General features: G+C 68.0%; 15 protein-coding genes. 4 read left to right on the forward strand and 11 right to left on the reverse strand.

All coding sequences use genetic code 11. From position 1 onward, the window contains the following. Positions 1-10: 10 nt before the first annotated feature. A complete protein-coding gene (locus ASD42_RS26780; RefSeq protein ID WP_056821538.1) occupies positions 11-847 on the reverse strand; it encodes a phosphoribosylaminoimidazolesuccinocarboxamide synthase in 837 nt (278 codons plus the stop codon). A gap of 185 nt (positions 848-1,032) precedes the next feature. Between ASD42_RS26780 and pepN the strand changes: the two genes are divergently transcribed. The 3 genes from pepN to ASD42_RS26795 all read left to right on the forward strand — a co-directional run bounded on the left by pepN (position 1,033) and on the right by ASD42_RS26795 (position 5,025). Continuing rightward, positions 1,033-3,624 carry an aminopeptidase N gene (gene pepN, locus ASD42_RS26785; protein ID WP_056821540.1) on the forward strand — a complete coding sequence of 864 codons (2,592 nt, stop codon included), beginning with the start codon at positions 1,033-1,035 and terminating at the stop codon, positions 3,622-3,624. Between the two features lie 164 nt (positions 3,625-3,788). Further along, complete coding sequence (locus tag ASD42_RS26790) at positions 3,789-4,394, forward strand: ClpP family protease (RefSeq protein WP_056821541.1); 606 nt, start codon at positions 3,789-3,791, stop codon at positions 4,392-4,394. 40 nt (positions 4,395-4,434) lie between these two features. Then, entirely contained in the window at positions 4,435-5,025 is a 591-nt protein-coding gene (locus tag ASD42_RS26795; RefSeq protein ID WP_056821542.1) for a ClpP family protease, read from the forward strand. A 113-nt stretch (positions 5,026-5,138) separates the two neighbouring features. On the opposite strand, the gene ASD42_RS26800 is transcribed toward ASD42_RS26795, so the two are convergent. From ASD42_RS26800 to ASD42_RS26810, 3 genes are all read right to left on the reverse strand, one after another. Beyond that, entirely contained in the window at positions 5,139-5,972 is an 834-nt protein-coding gene (locus ASD42_RS26800) for an SDR family oxidoreductase (protein WP_056821543.1), read from the reverse strand. Between the two features lie 76 nt (positions 5,973-6,048). Then, on the reverse strand, positions 6,049-7,521 hold the full coding sequence (locus tag ASD42_RS26805; protein ID WP_056821544.1) for a flavin-containing monooxygenase: 1,473 nt from the start codon (positions 7,519-7,521) through the stop codon (positions 6,049-6,051). Positions 7,522-7,708: 187 nt separating this feature from the next. Then, positions 7,709-8,701, reverse strand: coding sequence for a patatin-like phospholipase family protein (locus ASD42_RS26810; RefSeq protein ID WP_056821546.1), 993 nt, complete (start codon positions 8,699-8,701; stop codon positions 7,709-7,711). 60 nt (positions 8,702-8,761) lie between these two features. Here ASD42_RS26810 and ASD42_RS26815 point away from each other — a divergent pair, with 60 nt between their 5' ends. Then, positions 8,762-9,376: a TetR/AcrR family transcriptional regulator gene (locus ASD42_RS26815; protein WP_056821547.1), complete on the forward strand. Its 615-nt coding sequence runs from the start codon at positions 8,762-8,764 to the stop codon at positions 9,374-9,376. A 68-nt stretch (positions 9,377-9,444) separates the two neighbouring features. Here ASD42_RS26815 and ASD42_RS26820 read toward each other — a convergent pair whose 3' ends face one another. From ASD42_RS26820 to ASD42_RS26850, 7 genes are all read right to left on the reverse strand, one after another. Next, a complete protein-coding gene (locus ASD42_RS26820) occupies positions 9,445-9,846 on the reverse strand; it encodes a helix-turn-helix domain-containing protein (RefSeq protein WP_056821548.1) in 402 nt (133 codons plus the stop codon). Between the two features lie 190 nt (positions 9,847-10,036). Continuing rightward, entirely contained in the window at positions 10,037-11,236 is a 1,200-nt protein-coding gene (locus ASD42_RS26825) for an alpha/beta hydrolase family protein (RefSeq protein ID WP_162256236.1), read from the reverse strand. Between the two features lie 110 nt (positions 11,237-11,346). Then, positions 11,347-12,213, reverse strand: a complete 867-nt coding sequence (locus ASD42_RS26830; RefSeq protein WP_056821551.1) for an alpha/beta fold hydrolase — start codon at positions 12,211-12,213, stop codon at positions 11,347-11,349. 70 nt (positions 12,214-12,283) lie between these two features. Further along, complete coding sequence (locus tag ASD42_RS26835) at positions 12,284-13,390, reverse strand: MFS transporter (RefSeq protein WP_162256237.1); 1,107 nt, start codon at positions 13,388-13,390, stop codon at positions 12,284-12,286. 245 nt (positions 13,391-13,635) lie between these two features. Beyond that, positions 13,636-14,100, reverse strand: coding sequence for a DUF5130 domain-containing protein (locus ASD42_RS26840; protein WP_056821553.1), 465 nt, complete (start codon positions 14,098-14,100; stop codon positions 13,636-13,638). Then, positions 14,087-14,365 (reverse strand): aa3-type cytochrome oxidase subunit CtaJ, encoded by a 279-nt coding sequence (gene ctaJ / locus ASD42_RS26845; RefSeq protein ID WP_056821554.1) that lies wholly within the window; start codon positions 14,363-14,365, stop codon positions 14,087-14,089. The genes ASD42_RS26840 and ctaJ overlap by 14 nt, the downstream gene beginning before the upstream one ends. A gap of 74 nt (positions 14,366-14,439) precedes the next feature. Continuing rightward, positions 14,440-16,041: a glycoside hydrolase family 13 protein gene (locus ASD42_RS26850; protein WP_056821555.1), complete on the reverse strand. Its 1,602-nt coding sequence runs from the start codon at positions 16,039-16,041 to the stop codon at positions 14,440-14,442. Positions 16,042-16,276: the final 235 nt, after the last annotated feature.

Here is a 16,276-nt window from a genome sequence, read left to right on the forward strand (position 1 = left end):
CCGCCTCGGGTCAATCCTGGATCCCGGTCCATTTCTGGCCGGTGATGCGCTCGTAAGCCTCTTCGTACTTGCGGCGAGTGCCTTCGACGACCTCGGCGGGGATCTCCGGGCCCGGGTATTCCTTGTTCCAGCCGGTGGAGGTCGACCAGTCGCGCACGAACTGCTTGTCGAAGGAGCTCTGGGCGCGGCCCGGCTCCCACTCGTCGGCGGGCCAGAAGCGCGAGGAGTCCGAGGTCAGCACCTCGTCTCCGAGGGTGAGCACATCGCCGTCCCAGCCGAATTCGACTTTCGTATCGGCGACGATCACGCCCGCCTTCGCCGCGTGCTCGGCCCCGCGCGAGTAGATCTCGAGGGTCAGATCGCGCAGCTTCTCGGCGACCTCGCGGCCCTCCTGGTTCACCACATCGGCGAAGCTGATCGCCTCGTCGTGCCCCTCGGAAGCTTTGGTCGACGGCGTGAAGATCGGCTCGGGCAGCTTGTCGCCGTCGCGCAGACCCGCGGGCAGCGCGATCCCTGACACCGTCCCCGACCGCTCGTACTCCTTGAGCCCCGACCCGGTCAGGTACCCGCGTGCGATGCACTCGACAGCCAGCATCTTCAGCGGCTTCACCCGAATCCCACGCCCCGCGAACTCCGCGGGCACATCGGTCGCCGAGATCACATGATTCGGAATCCCGGTGAAGTACTCGAACCACCAGTTCGACAGCTGCGTCAGCAACGCGCCCTTGTCCGGAATCGGCGTCGGCAGCACCACGTCGTAGACCGAAACCCGGTCCGACGCGACGAGCAGCAGGGTGTCGCCGTCCTCGTAGAGGTCGCGAACTTTCCCGGCGTGCACATGCTTCAACGTCGAGCCTCCGAATCTCCGGTGCGGTACCTGCGGGTTTCCCCGAACTCTACCGGCCCACCCGTAGCCGCTCTCAGGCCTACCCGGCCCACCCGCCGCCGGAAACTCGTGAGCGGGCGCCGACGGCAAGTGGCATTGTGGACGCCGAACTACCGTGCCGTGTTCGTCGACGACGAAGGAGATCAATGTCCGCCCCGAATCTCACCCGCGACCAGGCGGTCGAACGCGCGGCCGTGGTGGCCGTGCAGAACTACCGGATCGAACTCGACCTCACCGATCAGCCGCGCGGAGCGGGGTCCGAGGTGTCGGACACCTTCGGATCGAAGACCACTGTCAGCTTCACCGCCACCCCTGGCGCGAGCACCTACATCGATCTGGTGGCGCAGCGAGTGCGGTCGGCGGCGCTCAACGGGGTCGCGCTCGATGTGAGCGCCTATGACGAGTCGACCGGCATCGCGTTGCCGGGGCTGGCCGAGAACAACGAGCTGGTCGTCGAGGCCGATTGCGAGTACTCGCACACCGGTGAGGGCCTGCACCGGTTCGTCGATCCGACCGACGACAAGGTGTACCTGTACTCGCAGTTCGAGACCGCTGACGCCAAGCGGATGTTCGCCTGCTTCGATCAGCCCGATCTCAAGGCCACCTTCGACATCGTCGCCACCGCGCCCGCGGACTGGGCCGTCATCTCCAACGGCGCCGATATCGAGCAGCACGAGATCGGCGCGGTCGTCCGCCACACCTTCGCCACCACCCCGCGGATGAGCACCTACCTGGTCGCCCTGATCGCGGGCCCGTACGCGAAGTGGTCCGACACCTTCACCGACGCGAGCGGCGAGATCCCGCTCGGCCTGTACTGCCGCGCCTCGCTGGCCGACCACATGGACGCCGAGCGGCTGTTCACCGAGACCAAGCAGGGTTTCGAGTTCTACCACAACAACTTCGGCGTGCCGTATGCCTTCGGCAAGTACGACCAGCTGTTCGTGCCGGAGTTCAACGCGGGCGCGATGGAGAACGCGGGCGCCGTCACCTACCTCGAGGACTACGTGTTCCGGTCCAAGGTGACCCGCGCGTCCTACGAGCGTCGCGCCGAGACCGTGCTGCACGAGATGGCGCACATGTGGTTCGGCGACCTGGTCACCATGAAGTGGTGGGACGACCTGTGGCTGAACGAGTCGTTCGCGACCTTCGCCTCGGTGCTGTGCCAGGCCGAGGCCACCGAATACACCAGCGCCTGGACCACATTCGCGAATGTGGAGAAGTCCTGGGCCTACCGCCAGGACCAGCTGCCCTCGACCCACCCGATCGCCGCCGACATCCCCGACCTGCACGCGGTGGAGGTGAACTTCGACGGCATCACCTATGCCAAGGGCGCTTCGGTGCTCAAGCAGCTGGTCGCCTACGTGGGGCTGCAGCCGTTCCTGGCCGGTCTGCGCGACTACTTCGCCGATCATGCCTACGGCAACGCCACTTTCGACGATCTGCTCGCGGCGCTGGAGAAGGCGTCGGGGCGTGACCTGTCGGACTGGGGCACGCAGTGGCTCAAGACCACCGGGCTCAACATCCTTCGCCCCGATTTCGTCGTCGCGGCCGATGGCACGTTCTCGAGCTTCGCGGTCGTGCAGGAAGGCGCCGCGCCGGGCGCGGGCGAGTACCGCGTGCACCGGATCGCCGTGGGTATCTACGACGATGTCGACGGCAAGCTGGTGCGTACCAAGCGAGTCGAACTCGATCTCGACGCCGCCGGGCGCACCGAGGTGCCCGAGCTCGTCGGCGTGCCGCGCGGTGCGCTGGTGCTGGTCAACGACGACGACCTCACCTACTGCTCGCTGCGCCTCGACCCCGACTCGCTCGACGTGGTCGTGCAGCGCGTCGGTGACATCGCCGATTCGCTGCCGCGCACGCTGGCTTGGTCGGCGGCCTGGGAGATGACCCGGCAGGCCGAGATGAAGGCCCGCGATTTCGTCGCGCTCGTGCAGCGCGGAATCGGCTCCGAATCCGAGATCGGAGTGGTGCAGCGGCTGCTCATGCAGGCCAACACCGCCATCTCGAGCTACGCCGACCCGGCGTGGGCCGACCAGGAGGGCTGGGCGGCATACGCCGACCGGCTGCTCGAGCTGGCCCGCGGCGCCGAGGCGGGTTCGGATCATCAGCTCGCCTTCGTCAACGCATTGACCGGAGCGAAGCTGGAAACGCGCCACACCGAGGTGCTGACGCAGCTGCTCGACGCCGACCCGGCGGCGGCCGGTCTGCCCGGTCTCACCGTCGACACCGACCTGCGCTGGCGCGTCATCACCGCGCTGGCCGCGGCGGGTCGGATCGACGCGGACGGTCCGGCCTCCCCGACCATCGACGCCGAACTGCAGGGCGATCCGACCGCGGCGGGCAAGCGTCAGGCGGCCACCGCGGCCACCGCGCGCCCGATCGCCGAGGTCAAGGCACAGGCGTGGGACACGGTGATGGGCGACGACTCGGTGCCCAATATCACCGCCCGCGCCATCGTCGGCGGGTTCGCCCCCGCCGGTCAGGGTGACGTGCTCGCGCCGTACGTGGACAAGTACTTCGCCGAGATCCCCGCGGTGTGGGACCGCCGCTCGAGCGAGGTCGCGCAGACCGTCGTGATCGGCCTGTACCCGCACTGGGCGATCACCGAGGAAGCGGTCACCAAGGCCGACGAGTTCCTGGCAGGCGACCACCCGCCCGCCCTGTACCGCCTCGTCTCCGAGGGCCGAGCGGGCATCGAACGTTCCCTGCGCGCACGGGAATTCGACGCCAAGTAGTTCGACCGAAGGGCCCGGTGCGCGATGTTGCCGCACCGGGCACTTGCCCTGTCCGGAGCCTTCCCGAGAACCGCGCGTGCGCTGGACGATCTTGCTGCTGTGGGCAGATCTGCTGGGGGCAGCAACGGCGGCGCGCGGGGGTGGGCGCGAGGCACCGTGGACTCATGGCACACGACGACAAGACCCCGATGTTCAGCTGGCGAGCCCGCGAGCAACTGTTCGGCCGCCGAATCCTCGTCCTCGACGGCCCTCTCGACGACGACAACGGCACCCTCCTCATCACCCAATTGCTCACCCTCGCAGCACAATCCCCGGAGGCTGGAATATCGCTGTGGATCCACTCCCCCGGCGGTTCGGTGCCCTCGATGCTGGCGATCCGTGACGTGATGCGACTCGTTCCCTGCGAGGTCTCGACGCTGGCTCTCGGATTGGCATGCAGCGCAGGACAATTCCTGCTCTCCTCCGGCACACCGGGTAAGCGCTACGCCCTGCCCCACGCCCGCGTCCTCATGCACCAGGGGTCGGCGGGAATCGGCGGCAGCGCGGTGGAGGTGGAGGTGCAGGCCGACGATCTGCGCCACACCGTCGACACGGTGCTCGGCCTCATCGCCGCCGACACCGGCCAACCCTTCGACCGCATCTACGAGGACTCGCTGCACGACCGCTGGTTCACCGCGCCCCAGGCACTCGAGTACGGGTTCATCGACCACATCGTCGAATCCTTCGACCAGGTCGTCCCGAACCGCCACCGCATCGGGATCACCGCATGAGAGCCGGCCCCCGAAACACCATCGTCAGGAAGGCGAGCTCATGACCTACACGATTCCCAATGTCGTGTCGCAGCATCGCGGCGGCGGTGAGCGGATCACCGACATCTACTCGCATCTGCTCAGCGAACGCATCGTCTACCTGGGCACCCCCATCGACTCCGGTGTCGCCAACGCGCTCATCGCCCAGCTGCTGCACCTGGAATCCGACAGCCCCGGCCAGGCGATCAGCCTCTACATCAACTGCGAAGGCGGCGACCTGTCCGCCATGCTCGCCGTGTACGACACCATGCGATTCATCAAGGCGCCGGTGCACACCACCTGTGTCGGCCAGGCGATCGCCGTCGGTGCCGTCCTGCTCGCCGGCGGCGCGCCCGGCCACCGCGCGATGCTCCCGCACACTCGAATCGTGTTGCACCAACCGGCGACTCGCGGCCAGGGCACCATTCCCGACCTGATCCTGCAGGCCGACGAGATCGTCCGGATGCGCGCGGCGATCGAGGCGATCCTGTCCAAGCACACCGGCCAGACCCCGGAAACCCTGCGCCGCGATACCGACCGGGACCGGGTCTTCACCGCCGAGACCGCGCTCGAATACGGTCTGGTCGACCAGGTCCTGCACGAGCGGGAATGATCCCGCTCGGGGACACGCTGGACTGTCACCTACCCTTAGGTCCGACCCGGTGACAGTCCAGCGTGGCAGTTCCGGTTCGAGCACCAGACACCCGAGACGTGTTCACCTGCCGCTCACTGCTTTTCGATGCGGTCCAGGTAGACCCGACGGACACTGTCGTCGACGCCGTTGATCGCGGCGTCGTCGTGGGCCATCTTGCGGAATGCCCGCAATACCCTCTCCGGCACCAAACCGGACGCGTTCGCCATCAGTCCCACATAGCCGGGCACCGCGGTCTCGGCTGCCCGAGTCCTGACGGTGCGGACAACCGCGGCGGCGATGTCCTCGGGATCGACGGCAGGCAAGATGCCGTAGTCGATGCCGGAACTGAGTTCGGTCCGCACCGCCGACGGCAGGACCGCACTCACGCTGACGCCGGTGGCATCCATTTCCAGCCGGGTGGCGGCGGTCAGGCCGACCACCGCGTACTTGCTGGCGTTGTACACCGCGAGGCCCTTGAGCGGGAACTTGCCCGCCAGCGAGGCGACGTTCACGACGTGGCCGTAGCCGCGTTCGACCATCCCGGGCAGGGCCAGCCGCATGCCGTGGATGACGCCATAGACGTTGACGTCCATCGTGAGCTGGTCGATCCGGTCGGACTGCTCCAGGAACGGGCCGTTCGGCATCACGCCGGCATTGTTCACCAGCACGTCCAGCGGGCCGTGCCACCGGGTGGTCGCGTCGAGAAACGCCGCGTAGGAAGCCTTGTCGGTGACGTCGAGCCCGTGGCCCATCGCGTGGTCGCCGAGTTCGGCGGCGGCCTGCACGGCCATCGCCTCGTCGAGGTCACCGAGCGCGACATAGGCGCCCGCCTCGACGAATGCCGCGGCGGTGGCCAGCCCGATGCCACGGGCGGCGCCGGTGATCGCGATCGTCGCGCCCGCGAGATCGATCCGTGGGTAGCTCATGGTGTGGCCTCTCGTCGGGTGGTCGGTCTACGGGTCGCGCACCGTGGGTCGCTCGAGGTGCGCGCGATGGAAGCGCTCACGCGGGCACCGTCACGTCGGTGATGGTGAAGTCTGCGGGGTCGAACGCACTGACACGGGTGGTGAGCTCACCGGTCGACCATGGCCAGCTGAAACTGTTGCGGCCGTTGGCATCCATGTAATAGCTGTGGCAGCCGCCCGCGTTGTAGACGGTGCTCGCCAGCGCGGCTTGCACCTGATCGACGTAGCGCGCCTGCACTTCGGGACGCACATCCAGCCCCGCCCAGCCTTCGCGCCGGGCGCTCTCGATCGCCGAGACGAGGAAGGCGACCTGGGCTTCGAGGATGGCGAACGCCGAGGAGTGGCCGGTGCCGAGGCTGGGGCCGAGCACGGTGAACGCGTTGGGGAAACCGGTGGTGACGGTGCCGAGGTAGGCCTCGGGCGAGCCCTGCCAATGCTCGGCCAGCGTGCGGCCGTCGGCGCTGCGGACGATGTCGGCCAGGGGGGTGTCGAGGATGTGGAAGCCGGTACCGAGGATGACGGCGTCGACCTCGGCGGTGGTGCCGTCGACACCGACCACGGTGTTGCCACGGAATTCGGCGACCCCGGTGGCGTGCACGTCGACGTTGCTCTTGGTCAGCGACTGGAGATAGCTGTTGGAGAACAGGATTCGCTTGCAGCCGAGCAGATAGTCCGGCCGCAGCTTCGCCCGCAGTGCTGGATCACGCACCACGGCACGCAGATACGCCGAACCCACGGCCTGCACGGTCTGCATCAGCGGTCGCGGATGCCGGAACGCCACCCCGAGACCTTCCATCAGGGCGTACTCGGTCGAGCGCAAGGCCTTGTGCGCGAACGGGAATCGGCGCATCACCTTCTTCTCGAAGCCGGGTACGCGGTGATCGAGTTTCGGCAGCACCCACTGCGCGGTGCGCTGGAACAGGTGCAGTTCGGCGACCTCGGGCTGGATCGCGGGCACGAACTGCACCGCGGACGCGCCGGACCCGACCACCGCGACCCGCTTGCCACGCAGGTCGTAATCGTGGTTCCAGCGCGCGGAATGGAAGACCTCGCCGGGGAATTCGGCCAGACCCGGAATCTCGGGCAGGCGTGGTTCGTTCCACGGACCAGCGGCCGAGACGACGAAACGGGCGCTCAGCGGGCCTTCGCTGGTTTCCAGCCGCCACAGCTGCGCGGCATCGTCGAACCGCGAACCCTCGACCGTCACGCCGAAGCGGGTGTGCTCGGCCAGCCCGTGCTCGCGCGCCACCCGGTCGACATAGTCGAGGATCTCGGGTTGGGTCGCGAACAGCCGCGACCACTCGCTGTTCGGCGCGAAGGAGAACGAGTACAGGCCGGACGGAACATCGCACGCGCAGCCGGGATAGGTGTTGGCCCGCCAGGTGCCGCCGAAGGTGTCGGCCTTCTCGACGATCACCACGTCCTCGACCCCGGCCTCGATCAACTTGATCGCGGCACAGATGCCGGACACTCCCGCTCCGATCACAACGACCTCGTGGTGGCGGCTCATACGATTTCTCCTTCGAACGAAACGAGCGGCGCGCCGATCACGGCGCGAGTAGATACGGAACCGATTACCTGACACGAGGGACCGACGCAGCGACGGCGTCGGCCGACCCGACCCCGAGTCGGGAACGCGCTGCGTGGTCGTCGACCGCTTCCGAGAGCTCTCGGAAGGCGCTTCGCGAGAGGGTGATTCACGCGAGTCGGCCCGCGGAACCGCGCAGCGCATCGGCGACTCGGGTTTCCATAGCGCGACGGGCAGCGGCGAGGGTGGCCGGGCGGCGGGCCGAATCCATGAAGTTCGGGCCCATGGCGGCGAGTTCTTCCGGGCCGGGTTCGACGCGGATCACCCGGGTGCCCGCGGCGCGCAGCAGGGCCACTTCTCGGTCGAGGCCGCGGGTCATCTGCGTGCGGAGCAGGCGTTCGACCCGGTCCAGGCCGGTGGCCGGTGCGCCACCCTCGGACGTCATCGGGGCGATGACCACCACCTCGTCGAGTTCCAGCGGCACCAGCAGATCGGCCGACACCGACGACACCGAACCACCGTCGACGTAGTCGTTGCCGCCGATCCGCACCGGGGGAAACCACCCGGGGATGGCCCAGGACGCGGCGATCGCGTCACCCAGTTCGACCGGCTCCGCACCGGCAGCGCCCGATGTCCCGTCCGTCACGATGCCATCGGCCGCTTCGTTCGCACCGAAGGCGACTCGCGCGCCCGTTGCCGCGTCGGCGCCGACCACCCAGGTCGCGGGGTGACTCACCCAGCCGCTCGGCCCACTCAGCGCCTGACCGAAGGAACGCAACCATCCGGCGTCACCGCGGCCGCGCGGCAGAAGTCCGGCCAGCGCGGTGTAGGACGAACGAACGCGCAGACCGGCGCCGACCAGACCGAGGCCGGGGAATCCGAGCCCGGGGAGCGGGGGCATTTTGCCGGGGTCGACGGCGACGTGCGCGGCCAGGATCGGGTCGGCGTCGGGAGCCGCGTCGAGGGCGGCGAGCAGGTCGGCGGGGGTGCGCCCGGAGCCGAGCACCGCCACGAGTTCCGCTCCCGCGGAGGTGCCGATCAGGACATCGGCGGTGCGGGTGTCCCAGTTCAGCGCGCGTTCGACGGCGTCGAGGGCTACGGCGGTCCAGGCGAAGCCGAGGAGGCCACCGCAGCCGATCGCTAAGCCACGTCGTGTTGTCATATTTCGAATACTAACGGTATTCGAATTCCAGCGGTAGTCCATCTTGCTAAACTCCTGCACATGGCCAGGATGACGCGCAAGGAGTCGCACGCTCTCACGCGTGAACGACTGGTCGAGACCGCCAAGCGACTGTTCATGGCCGACGGCTACAACGTGACCCCGCTGGAGAAAGTGGCCACCGAGGCCGGGTTCTCCAAGGGCGCGGTGTACTCCAACTTCGCGACCAAGCACGAATTGGGCCTGGCCGTGATCGACGTCGTCCACGTTGAGCGGGCGCAGTCGCTCGTGGACGCGATGCTGCCGCACGACAACATGGCCGAGCGGATCGAAGGTTTCGCGCGGTGGGCCGACGAGAACATCGGTGATGTCGGCTGGACCGCGCTGGAAGTCGAGTTCGCGACGAGCACCCGGCACATGCCCGAGATCCGCACCGAGCTCGCCGATCGCCGACGCACCCTGACGGCGATGCTCGCCTCCGTGATCCAGACACAGGCCGATCAACTCGGCCTCGAACTCCCACTTCCCGCGGAAGACGCCGCGCTGCAACTACTCTCGCTCGGTATCGGCCTCGGCGTGCAACGCGCGATCGACCCCGAGCTCCCCGTGAGCGCGATCGTCGATCTACTCCGCAGCCAGATCGCCGCCGCCCGGACGAGCACGTCGGTGGACAGCTGATCGCCAGGGCGTCACGCGAACATCGCCCGAGCGCGAAGGCCGGTTGATCGGCCGGCGAGTCAGGTGGATCAGGCCGCGAGCAGGACGGCGTTCGGGGCCGGCGCGATAGGAGCGGAGCTCGAGGGGGCGATCTGGCGTTGCCCGCCCAGCACGACCGCGCGCGTCGGCACGAGGGCGTGCCTGCGCATGGATTCGGCTACCTGCGCGACTAGATCCCCCAGTGAGGTACCGAGGGCGCCGGCCAGGGCCGCGATCATCTCGCTCGACGGCTCCTTGCGACCGCGCTCGACCTCGGAGAGGTACTGCGGCGAGATGCCCGCGCGCCCCGCCGTATCGACAAGGGTGGAGCGCTGTTCCAGGCGCAGCGCGCGCAGCCGTTCACCCAGCGCCTCACGCCAGAGTGGTTCCGGCCGCGACTGCTGTTCGCCGCGTCCGCCTGGAATCACCCGCAACCCGCTGTGCTCGCCCATACTCCGAGCGTAAGGATGCCGCGCCCGAAACACCCGGCTCTTCTGCTCTGGGCGTAACCGAAGGAACACCGAAGGAACAAGGGGCCCGCCCTGATCTGGACTGAGTGGAGGGTGCGACGAAGGAGTACCCGGAGGGAGGGAAGATCAGGGGCCCGAAGGGCCCCGCTCGAGCGCGCCAGCGCTCCAAAACTCAACGGGTGATGCCGAAGCGGGTGTCTGCCCAGCCGAGCGCGTCAGCGAAGGACGCGGCGACGATCTCGCTGTGGTCGACGTCGTCGTATTTGCGGTAGTCGACCGACTCGCCCCGCCCCTGTTGCTCGGCGACCATCGCGTCGGTCGCTTGCAGCGGGACGGTGAGGTCGGAACGGCCCTGGAGCACGAGAACCGGGACGGTGAATCGCAGCCCGCTCGGGTCGTTGTCGTCGAGTACTCGCAACAGCCCGGAGACATCGCCGTCGGCGGTGAACACATCCTTCGGCGACAGGCCGCCCCACTTGTCCTTGTCGCGCAGCCCGCCGGTGCATTCGGAGTCGGCGACCGGCAGCAGGGACTGCGCACGGCCGGTGAGGAACCGGGCGGGGTCCACATCGGTCACCGTCTGGGCGCCGCGCACCAGCAGCGGCAGGTACACCGACACATCGCCGGTACCGAGCTTGCCCAGTGGATTCGACGCCGCCCACTTCGCCATGCGTACCTGGTCGCCGAGGTGCGAGGCGGGCGCCAGCGCGATGGCGCCGAGCAGGGGTGTGTTCGGCGTCCACCCCGCGGCGTCGACGGCGGCGAACAGGGCCGCGTGGCCACCCTGCGAATGCCCCATCGCCACCCAGCGCGAGCCGACGGATTTGTCGACACCCCTTGCCGCCGTAGCGATATCGGCCATCGCGCGCTGCTCGGTTTCGCCGATCATGTACCCGTGACCGCCCGGTGTACCCAAGCCCTGGTAGTCGGTCCTGGCGACCGCGTACCCCTTGGCTACCCAGCGAGCCTGTTCGTCCCGGCTCGGGGACGATCCTTCCGAGCGCGAGGCCGCGCAGACATCGGCGACTCCGGTACTACCGGGCCCCCAGGAAATGAGCGGCCAACCACCCTCGGGCGCATCCCCTTCCGGCACCGCGAGCGTCCCCGACACCGCGACGGGCTTCTCCTGCGCGTCCAGCGACCGGTACAACGTGAGGTAGTTGCGGGCGCCGGGCACCGCCTGCGGACCGGTGAGCGACTGCGCGCGGATCACCGAACCGCGCTGTCCCGGAATCGATTCCGCACCGGGGTTGTAGAACACGGAAAGTGGTGCGGCCGAGGCGAATTCGGCTGGCCGACTGTCCTGGGCGCAGGCCGATGCGAACAGCGCGAGGCACCCCGCCGCGATCACCCGAGCAATACGTGTGTGCAAGTTTCCCCCGATACGCCGACGGCCCATGACGTGGCCGATAAACCGCCGACCAGGTTACTCGATGCCATCCGGACGGCTGGGCGCCCCAGGAGCCCAGCCGTCCACCGGACTCAGCTCAGAACCCGGCCGAGGAAGTCGCGGATCAGCGCGGCGATCTCGGGTCCGTGCGTCTCCAGCGCGAAGTGACCTGCGTCGAGCAGGTGCAGTTCAGCATCGGGCAGGTCGCGCAGATACGCCCGGGCGCCATCGGCGCCGAAGATCTCGTCGTGGGAACCCCAGGCGATGAGCGTCGGCGGCCGGTGCTCGGCGAAGTACTTCTGGAAGGCGGGGTAACCGTCGAGGTTGTTCTTGTAGTCGAAGAACAGTTCCAGCTGGATCTCCTTGTTGCCCGGGCGGTCGAGGTAGGCCTGATCGAGGGTCCACGCATCCGGGCTCACCAGCGCGAGCCGGTCGGCCGGAACACCGTGCGTGTACTGCCATTTCGTCGCGTCGAGCTCGAGCAGCTCGCGCACCTGGGGCTCGTGGGTGACGCGGTCGTTCGCGTGCGCGAACAGTACCTCCCAGAACGGAGTGAACCCTTCGAGGTAGGCGTTGCCGCTCTGGGTGATGATCGCGGTGATCCGCTCGGGGTGACGCGAAGCGATGCGCAGGCCGATGGGGGCACCGTAGTCCTGGATGTAGATCGCGAATCGGTCGACGCCGAGGGTGTCGAGCAGTTCCAGGGAGATCGCGGTGAGTGCGTCGAAGCTGTAATCGAATTCGTCGACCGACGGCATGGCCGACTGGCCGAAGCCGAGATGATCGGGCGCGATCACATGATAGTCGTCGGCCAGTGCGGGGATCAGGTTGCGGAACATGGCCGAGCTGGACGGGAAGCCGTGCAGCAGAAGCAGAGTCGGCTTGTTCGAGTCGCCTGCCTCGCGGTAGAAGACCGAGTGGCCCTGGATCTCGACGGTGCGGTGGCTGATCTGGTTCATCGTGGATCTCTTTCTGTGGGGGTGATACTCGCGCCGAGCCCGGGATCTCCGGCACGCTCGGTCGGGGGATTCAGACGGTGACCGGTTCGCGACGGCGAACCGGGGTGATCAGTCCGACGGCGACGACGGTGAACACCAGGCCGAGGGCGAAATAGCCGCGATAGCTGTCGGTGAGGGCGTGCACGACGGTGGCCACGCCGAGCCCGGAGGCGGCGGCGAGCTGGTGGATCACCCAGGCGGGCGCCAGTGTGCGGCCCATCCGAGCGGGGTCGAGACCACGCGACAGGATCGCCATGGTCAGCGGGACGACCGGGAACGAGGCGATGCCGAACAGCACGGCGACCACGACCAGCACCCGCGTCCCCGGCACGAACACCGCGGGCAGCAAGGCGGCCAGGCGCACCGAATACAGCACCCGTAGTAGTGATTCCGGTGGGTAGTGCCGCAACAGCCGCACCATCGCGGCCGAGGTCAGCCCGGCCGCCAGCGCGGCCGACGCCACGAGCCTGCCCGCACCGGCCACCGACCAGCCTTGTTCCACCGCGTGTTTCGGCAGCATCAAGACGACCACGTACATGGTCGCCGCGTGGAAACCGAAGGACACCAGCACTTTCCACCGGTCGGCCAGCGATTCTCCGACGCCCGCGCCGGTGCTCACCCGCTGACCGGCGGGCAGCAGCAGCCACAGCACGGCGGTGGCGGCCAGGCCGATCGTTCCGAGCAGCGCGAAGGTGGCGCGCACACCGATCGGGTCGAACAGCGCGGTCGCCGCCCACGGCGTGATCAGCTGGCCCAGGTTGATGCCGATCGCGGCCCGTGCCATGGCCGGGCCGACCTGCGCACCGTGTGCGCGCCCGAGCAGGGTGGTCACGGTGAGGGTCGACGAGGCCGCGAAGCCCAATCCGCCGAGCACCATGTAGGCCGCGACGAACTGCCAGGTCTGGGTGACCGAGGCCAGCACCACGTAGCTGCTCGAGATCAAGGTGAGCCCGCCGATCAGCACGCGTTCGGGACCGAGCAGGTCGAGCAACCGGCCGATGCCCTGTTGGACCAGGCCGGTGACCGCGGTGCTCAACGCCGCGGCCACGGCCAGCGCAGTCGCCGAAACGCCGTACGCGGCGGCGGTGGGGGCGAAGAACACGCCCATGGTGAAGTTCAGGCCGAATGAAACGGTCATCGCCGCCAGTCCTGCCCACGCGAGATGCTCACGCCGCATACCCGTCACGTCCTAACTTGCTAAATCAATTTCAGCGGTTAGAACACGACGATCAGGAATCCTATTCCTTCGTCACGAATGTCATCGGCGCGAAAACGGTTCGCAGCCGGGCAATCTCGGATTCAGCGGCGTGCAGGTCTCCTACGCCGCAGACACGAACGGCGCGTTCACCAGGAGGTGAACGCGCCGGACGGTGGAGAAACGAACTAGCGGCCGATCGCGGCGGCCATCACGCGGGTGGCCGAGATCAGACCGTCGATCAGGTTGCCCTGACGGAACGAGGCCAGGGCGGCGGTGACGCCGAGCTGGCAGATGCGGTCGTTGGCGCGCTCGGTCACGTTCGCACCGGAGCGGACCTCGATCGCGCCCTGGTTCGGAGACACGGCGATGAGCACCGAATCGGCCGACTCCGGGGTGTTCGGCAGGATCGCGTCGGCACCGGCCGCCGGATCGGAACCGAGGTCGCCGAGGTAGATGTTGAAGCGGACCTTGGTGGCGCGGGTCGCCTCGGTGAGCGCGTTGTCGAGGGAGATGCGCTCACGATCGGTGAACGGCACCTCGTCGAACACGGTGCCCGGCTCGTGCACGCCGGACACACGGCCGCTACTGGTCAGGGCGAACCCGTGCGGCAGGTCGGCCTCGACCACCGCGGGCCAATTAGAACTTGCCACTTGCCCGGCCTCCGATCAGCTCCGCATGCGCGGTTTCGAGAGCCGCATGATCGCCATGCGGCTCGGCGGTGTGGTGCCCCGCCGCGGCGGTCACCTCTTCGGTAGCACTCCACAGCACCGGCCGGTGGGTCCACTTCTGCCCGAGTGCGAAGTGGGCCGGCTTCTCACCGGGGAATGGCTTACCGAGAAAGGACAAACCCGCGATCGCGAAGTAGATCACGGCCGGGATGCCGACGAAGATCAGCACTGTCTCGAGAATGCTCACGCTCCAACGGTAGACGATGCTGTGTAGTAGTTCATCCTCCGGCTGGCAGTTCCCGCACCGCGTGTCCGGCGCGGCTACACCAACCAGGCCGCCGCATTCGGTGGCAACCGATCGTCGGCGACCGGTGCGCTCGACAGCAGCACCTCCCCCGGCGGCAGCTGGATCGGGCCATCGGAGGCGTTGAGCACGCAGATCAGCCCGCCCGGACGGCGGAACGCGAGACAGCCGTCGGGACTGCCGTACCACTCGATCCGCTGGCCCGCGAACTCCGGCCGGGTGGCGCGCAGGTCGATCGCCAGGCGGTACAGCGACAGCGTCGAGTGCAGGGTTTCCAATTGCGCTTCGACGGTGCGGTCGGCCCAGTCGGCGGGGATCGGCAGCCACGGCTTGCCCTCGGTGAAACCGAACGGCACGGCCGCGCCCTCCCACGGCATCGGGACCCGGCACCCGTCACGACCGCGTTCCTGGTGGCCCGTGCGCTCCCACACGGGGTCCTGCAAGACCTCGTCGGGCAGATCGTCGACATTGGGCAGCGCCAGTTCGGCGCCGTTGTAGATGAACACCGCACCGGGCAGGGCGAGCTCGACCATCATCATCGCCCGCGCCCGCGCGACGCCGGTGTTGCCGCCGCCGTAGCGGGTCACCTCGCGTTCGATGTCGTGGTTGGACAGCGTCCAGGTGGGTGGGGCGCCCGCGTCGGCGACGGCCTCGAGCGAGTGCGTGATCGCGTCGTGGACGCCCTGCGCGGTGAAGGGGGTCTCGGCGAGGCGGAAGTTGAACGCCAGGTGCAGCTCGTCGGGGCGGACGTATTCGCCGAAGCGGACGTTGTCGTCGACCCACACCTCACCGATCGACACCGCGTGCGGGTAATCGTCGAGGACCGTGCGGATGCGGCGATGGATGGCGTGTACGCCGGGGTTGTTGAAACGGGGATCGTCGTCGTCGTGCACCAGCATCTTGGTGTCGACCTTGTCCATGTCGGGCAAGCCCTCGGGTTTGGCCATGCCGTGCGCGACATCGAGGCGGAAACCGTCGACGCCACGGTCGAGCCAGAAGCGCAGGGTCTTCTCGAAATCGTCGGCGACCTCGGGATTATCCCAGTTCAGGTCGGGTTGTTCGGGCGCGAAGATGTGCAGGTACCACTGCCCGGGGGTGCCGTCGGGCTCGACGATCCTGGTCCAGGCGGGGCCGCCGAAGATGCTGGGCCAGTTGTTGGGTGGCTCGTCCCCGTTCTCGCCGCGACCGTCGCGGAAGATGTATCGGGCGCGTTCGGGGCTGCCCGGCACCGCCTCCAGCGCCTCGGCGAACCACGCGTGCTCGACGCTGGTGTGGTTGGGCACCAGATCCATCGTCACTTTGATCTCGCGGTCGTGCGCCTCGGCGATCAACTCGTCCAGCGCGGCCAGACCGCCGAAGAGCGGGTCGATATCGCGCGGGTCGGAGACGTCATAGCCGCCGTCGGCCTGCGGTGACCGCATCACCGGACAGATCCACAGCGCGTCGACGCCCAATAGCTCCAGGTACCCCATCTTCTCGCGTACACCGCCCAGATCGCCGACACCGTCACCGTCGGAGTCGGCGAACGAACGTGGATAGACCTGATAGAACACGGCGGTTTTCCACCACGGAGCGGTGCTTGCTTCCCCCGGCACCGGCGAGGCAGGTGTCTGTGTCACACCCGCAATATTGCCAAAGATCGCCCGCAATATTCATATGGGGCGAGACTTTCTGCGAATCTGGCAAATCACCAGCGTTCGCCACGCCATGACGAAACATCATGGTAAAAGGCGGAATGAGCGCGAAACCGGCCCGCTATCCCCCGGTCATCAGCGAACAGCGGGCACCCGTCGGCTCAGGCGAGGCCGGAAAGTCGGTGTACGCCTGGTCACATCGGGGCGTTCTGTGGGGAGG

Origin of the sequence: Nocardia sp. Root136, from assembly GCF_001427185.1 — a bacterium.
Taxonomy (GTDB): Bacteria; Actinomycetota; Actinomycetes; order Mycobacteriales; family Mycobacteriaceae; genus Nocardia; species Nocardia salmonicida.

What these genes read in the sequence shown, in the direction of transcription:
- pepN (WP_056821540.1), top strand. Translation starts at nt 1,033, where the DNA reads ATGTCCGCCCCGAATCTCACCCGCGACCAGGCGGTCGAACGCGCGGCC.
- ASD42_RS26790 (WP_056821541.1), top strand. Translation starts at nt 3,789, where the DNA reads ATGGCACACGACGACAAGACCCCGATGTTCAGCTGGCGAGCCCGCGAG.
- ASD42_RS26795 (WP_056821542.1), top strand. Translation starts at nt 4,435, where the DNA reads ATGACCTACACGATTCCCAATGTCGTGTCGCAGCATCGCGGCGGCGGT.
- ASD42_RS26800 (WP_056821543.1), bottom strand. Translation starts at nt 5,972, where the DNA reads ATGAGCTACCCACGGATCGATCTCGCGGGCGCGACGATCGCGATCACC.
- ASD42_RS26805 (WP_056821544.1), bottom strand. Translation starts at nt 7,521, where the DNA reads ATGAGCCGCCACCACGAGGTCGTTGTGATCGGAGCGGGAGTGTCCGGC.
- ASD42_RS26810 (WP_056821546.1), bottom strand. Translation starts at nt 8,701, where the DNA reads ATGACAACACGACGTGGCTTAGCGATCGGCTGCGGTGGCCTCCTCGGC.
- ASD42_RS26815 (WP_056821547.1), top strand. Translation starts at nt 8,762, where the DNA reads ATGGCCAGGATGACGCGCAAGGAGTCGCACGCTCTCACGCGTGAACGA.
- ASD42_RS26820 (WP_056821548.1), bottom strand. Translation starts at nt 9,846, where the DNA reads ATGGGCGAGCACAGCGGGTTGCGGGTGATTCCAGGCGGACGCGGCGAA.
- ASD42_RS26830 (WP_056821551.1), bottom strand. Translation starts at nt 12,213, where the DNA reads ATGAACCAGATCAGCCACCGCACCGTCGAGATCCAGGGCCACTCGGTC.
- ASD42_RS26835 (WP_162256237.1), bottom strand. Translation starts at nt 13,390, where the DNA reads ATGACCGTTTCATTCGGCCTGAACTTCACCATGGGCGTGTTCTTCGCC.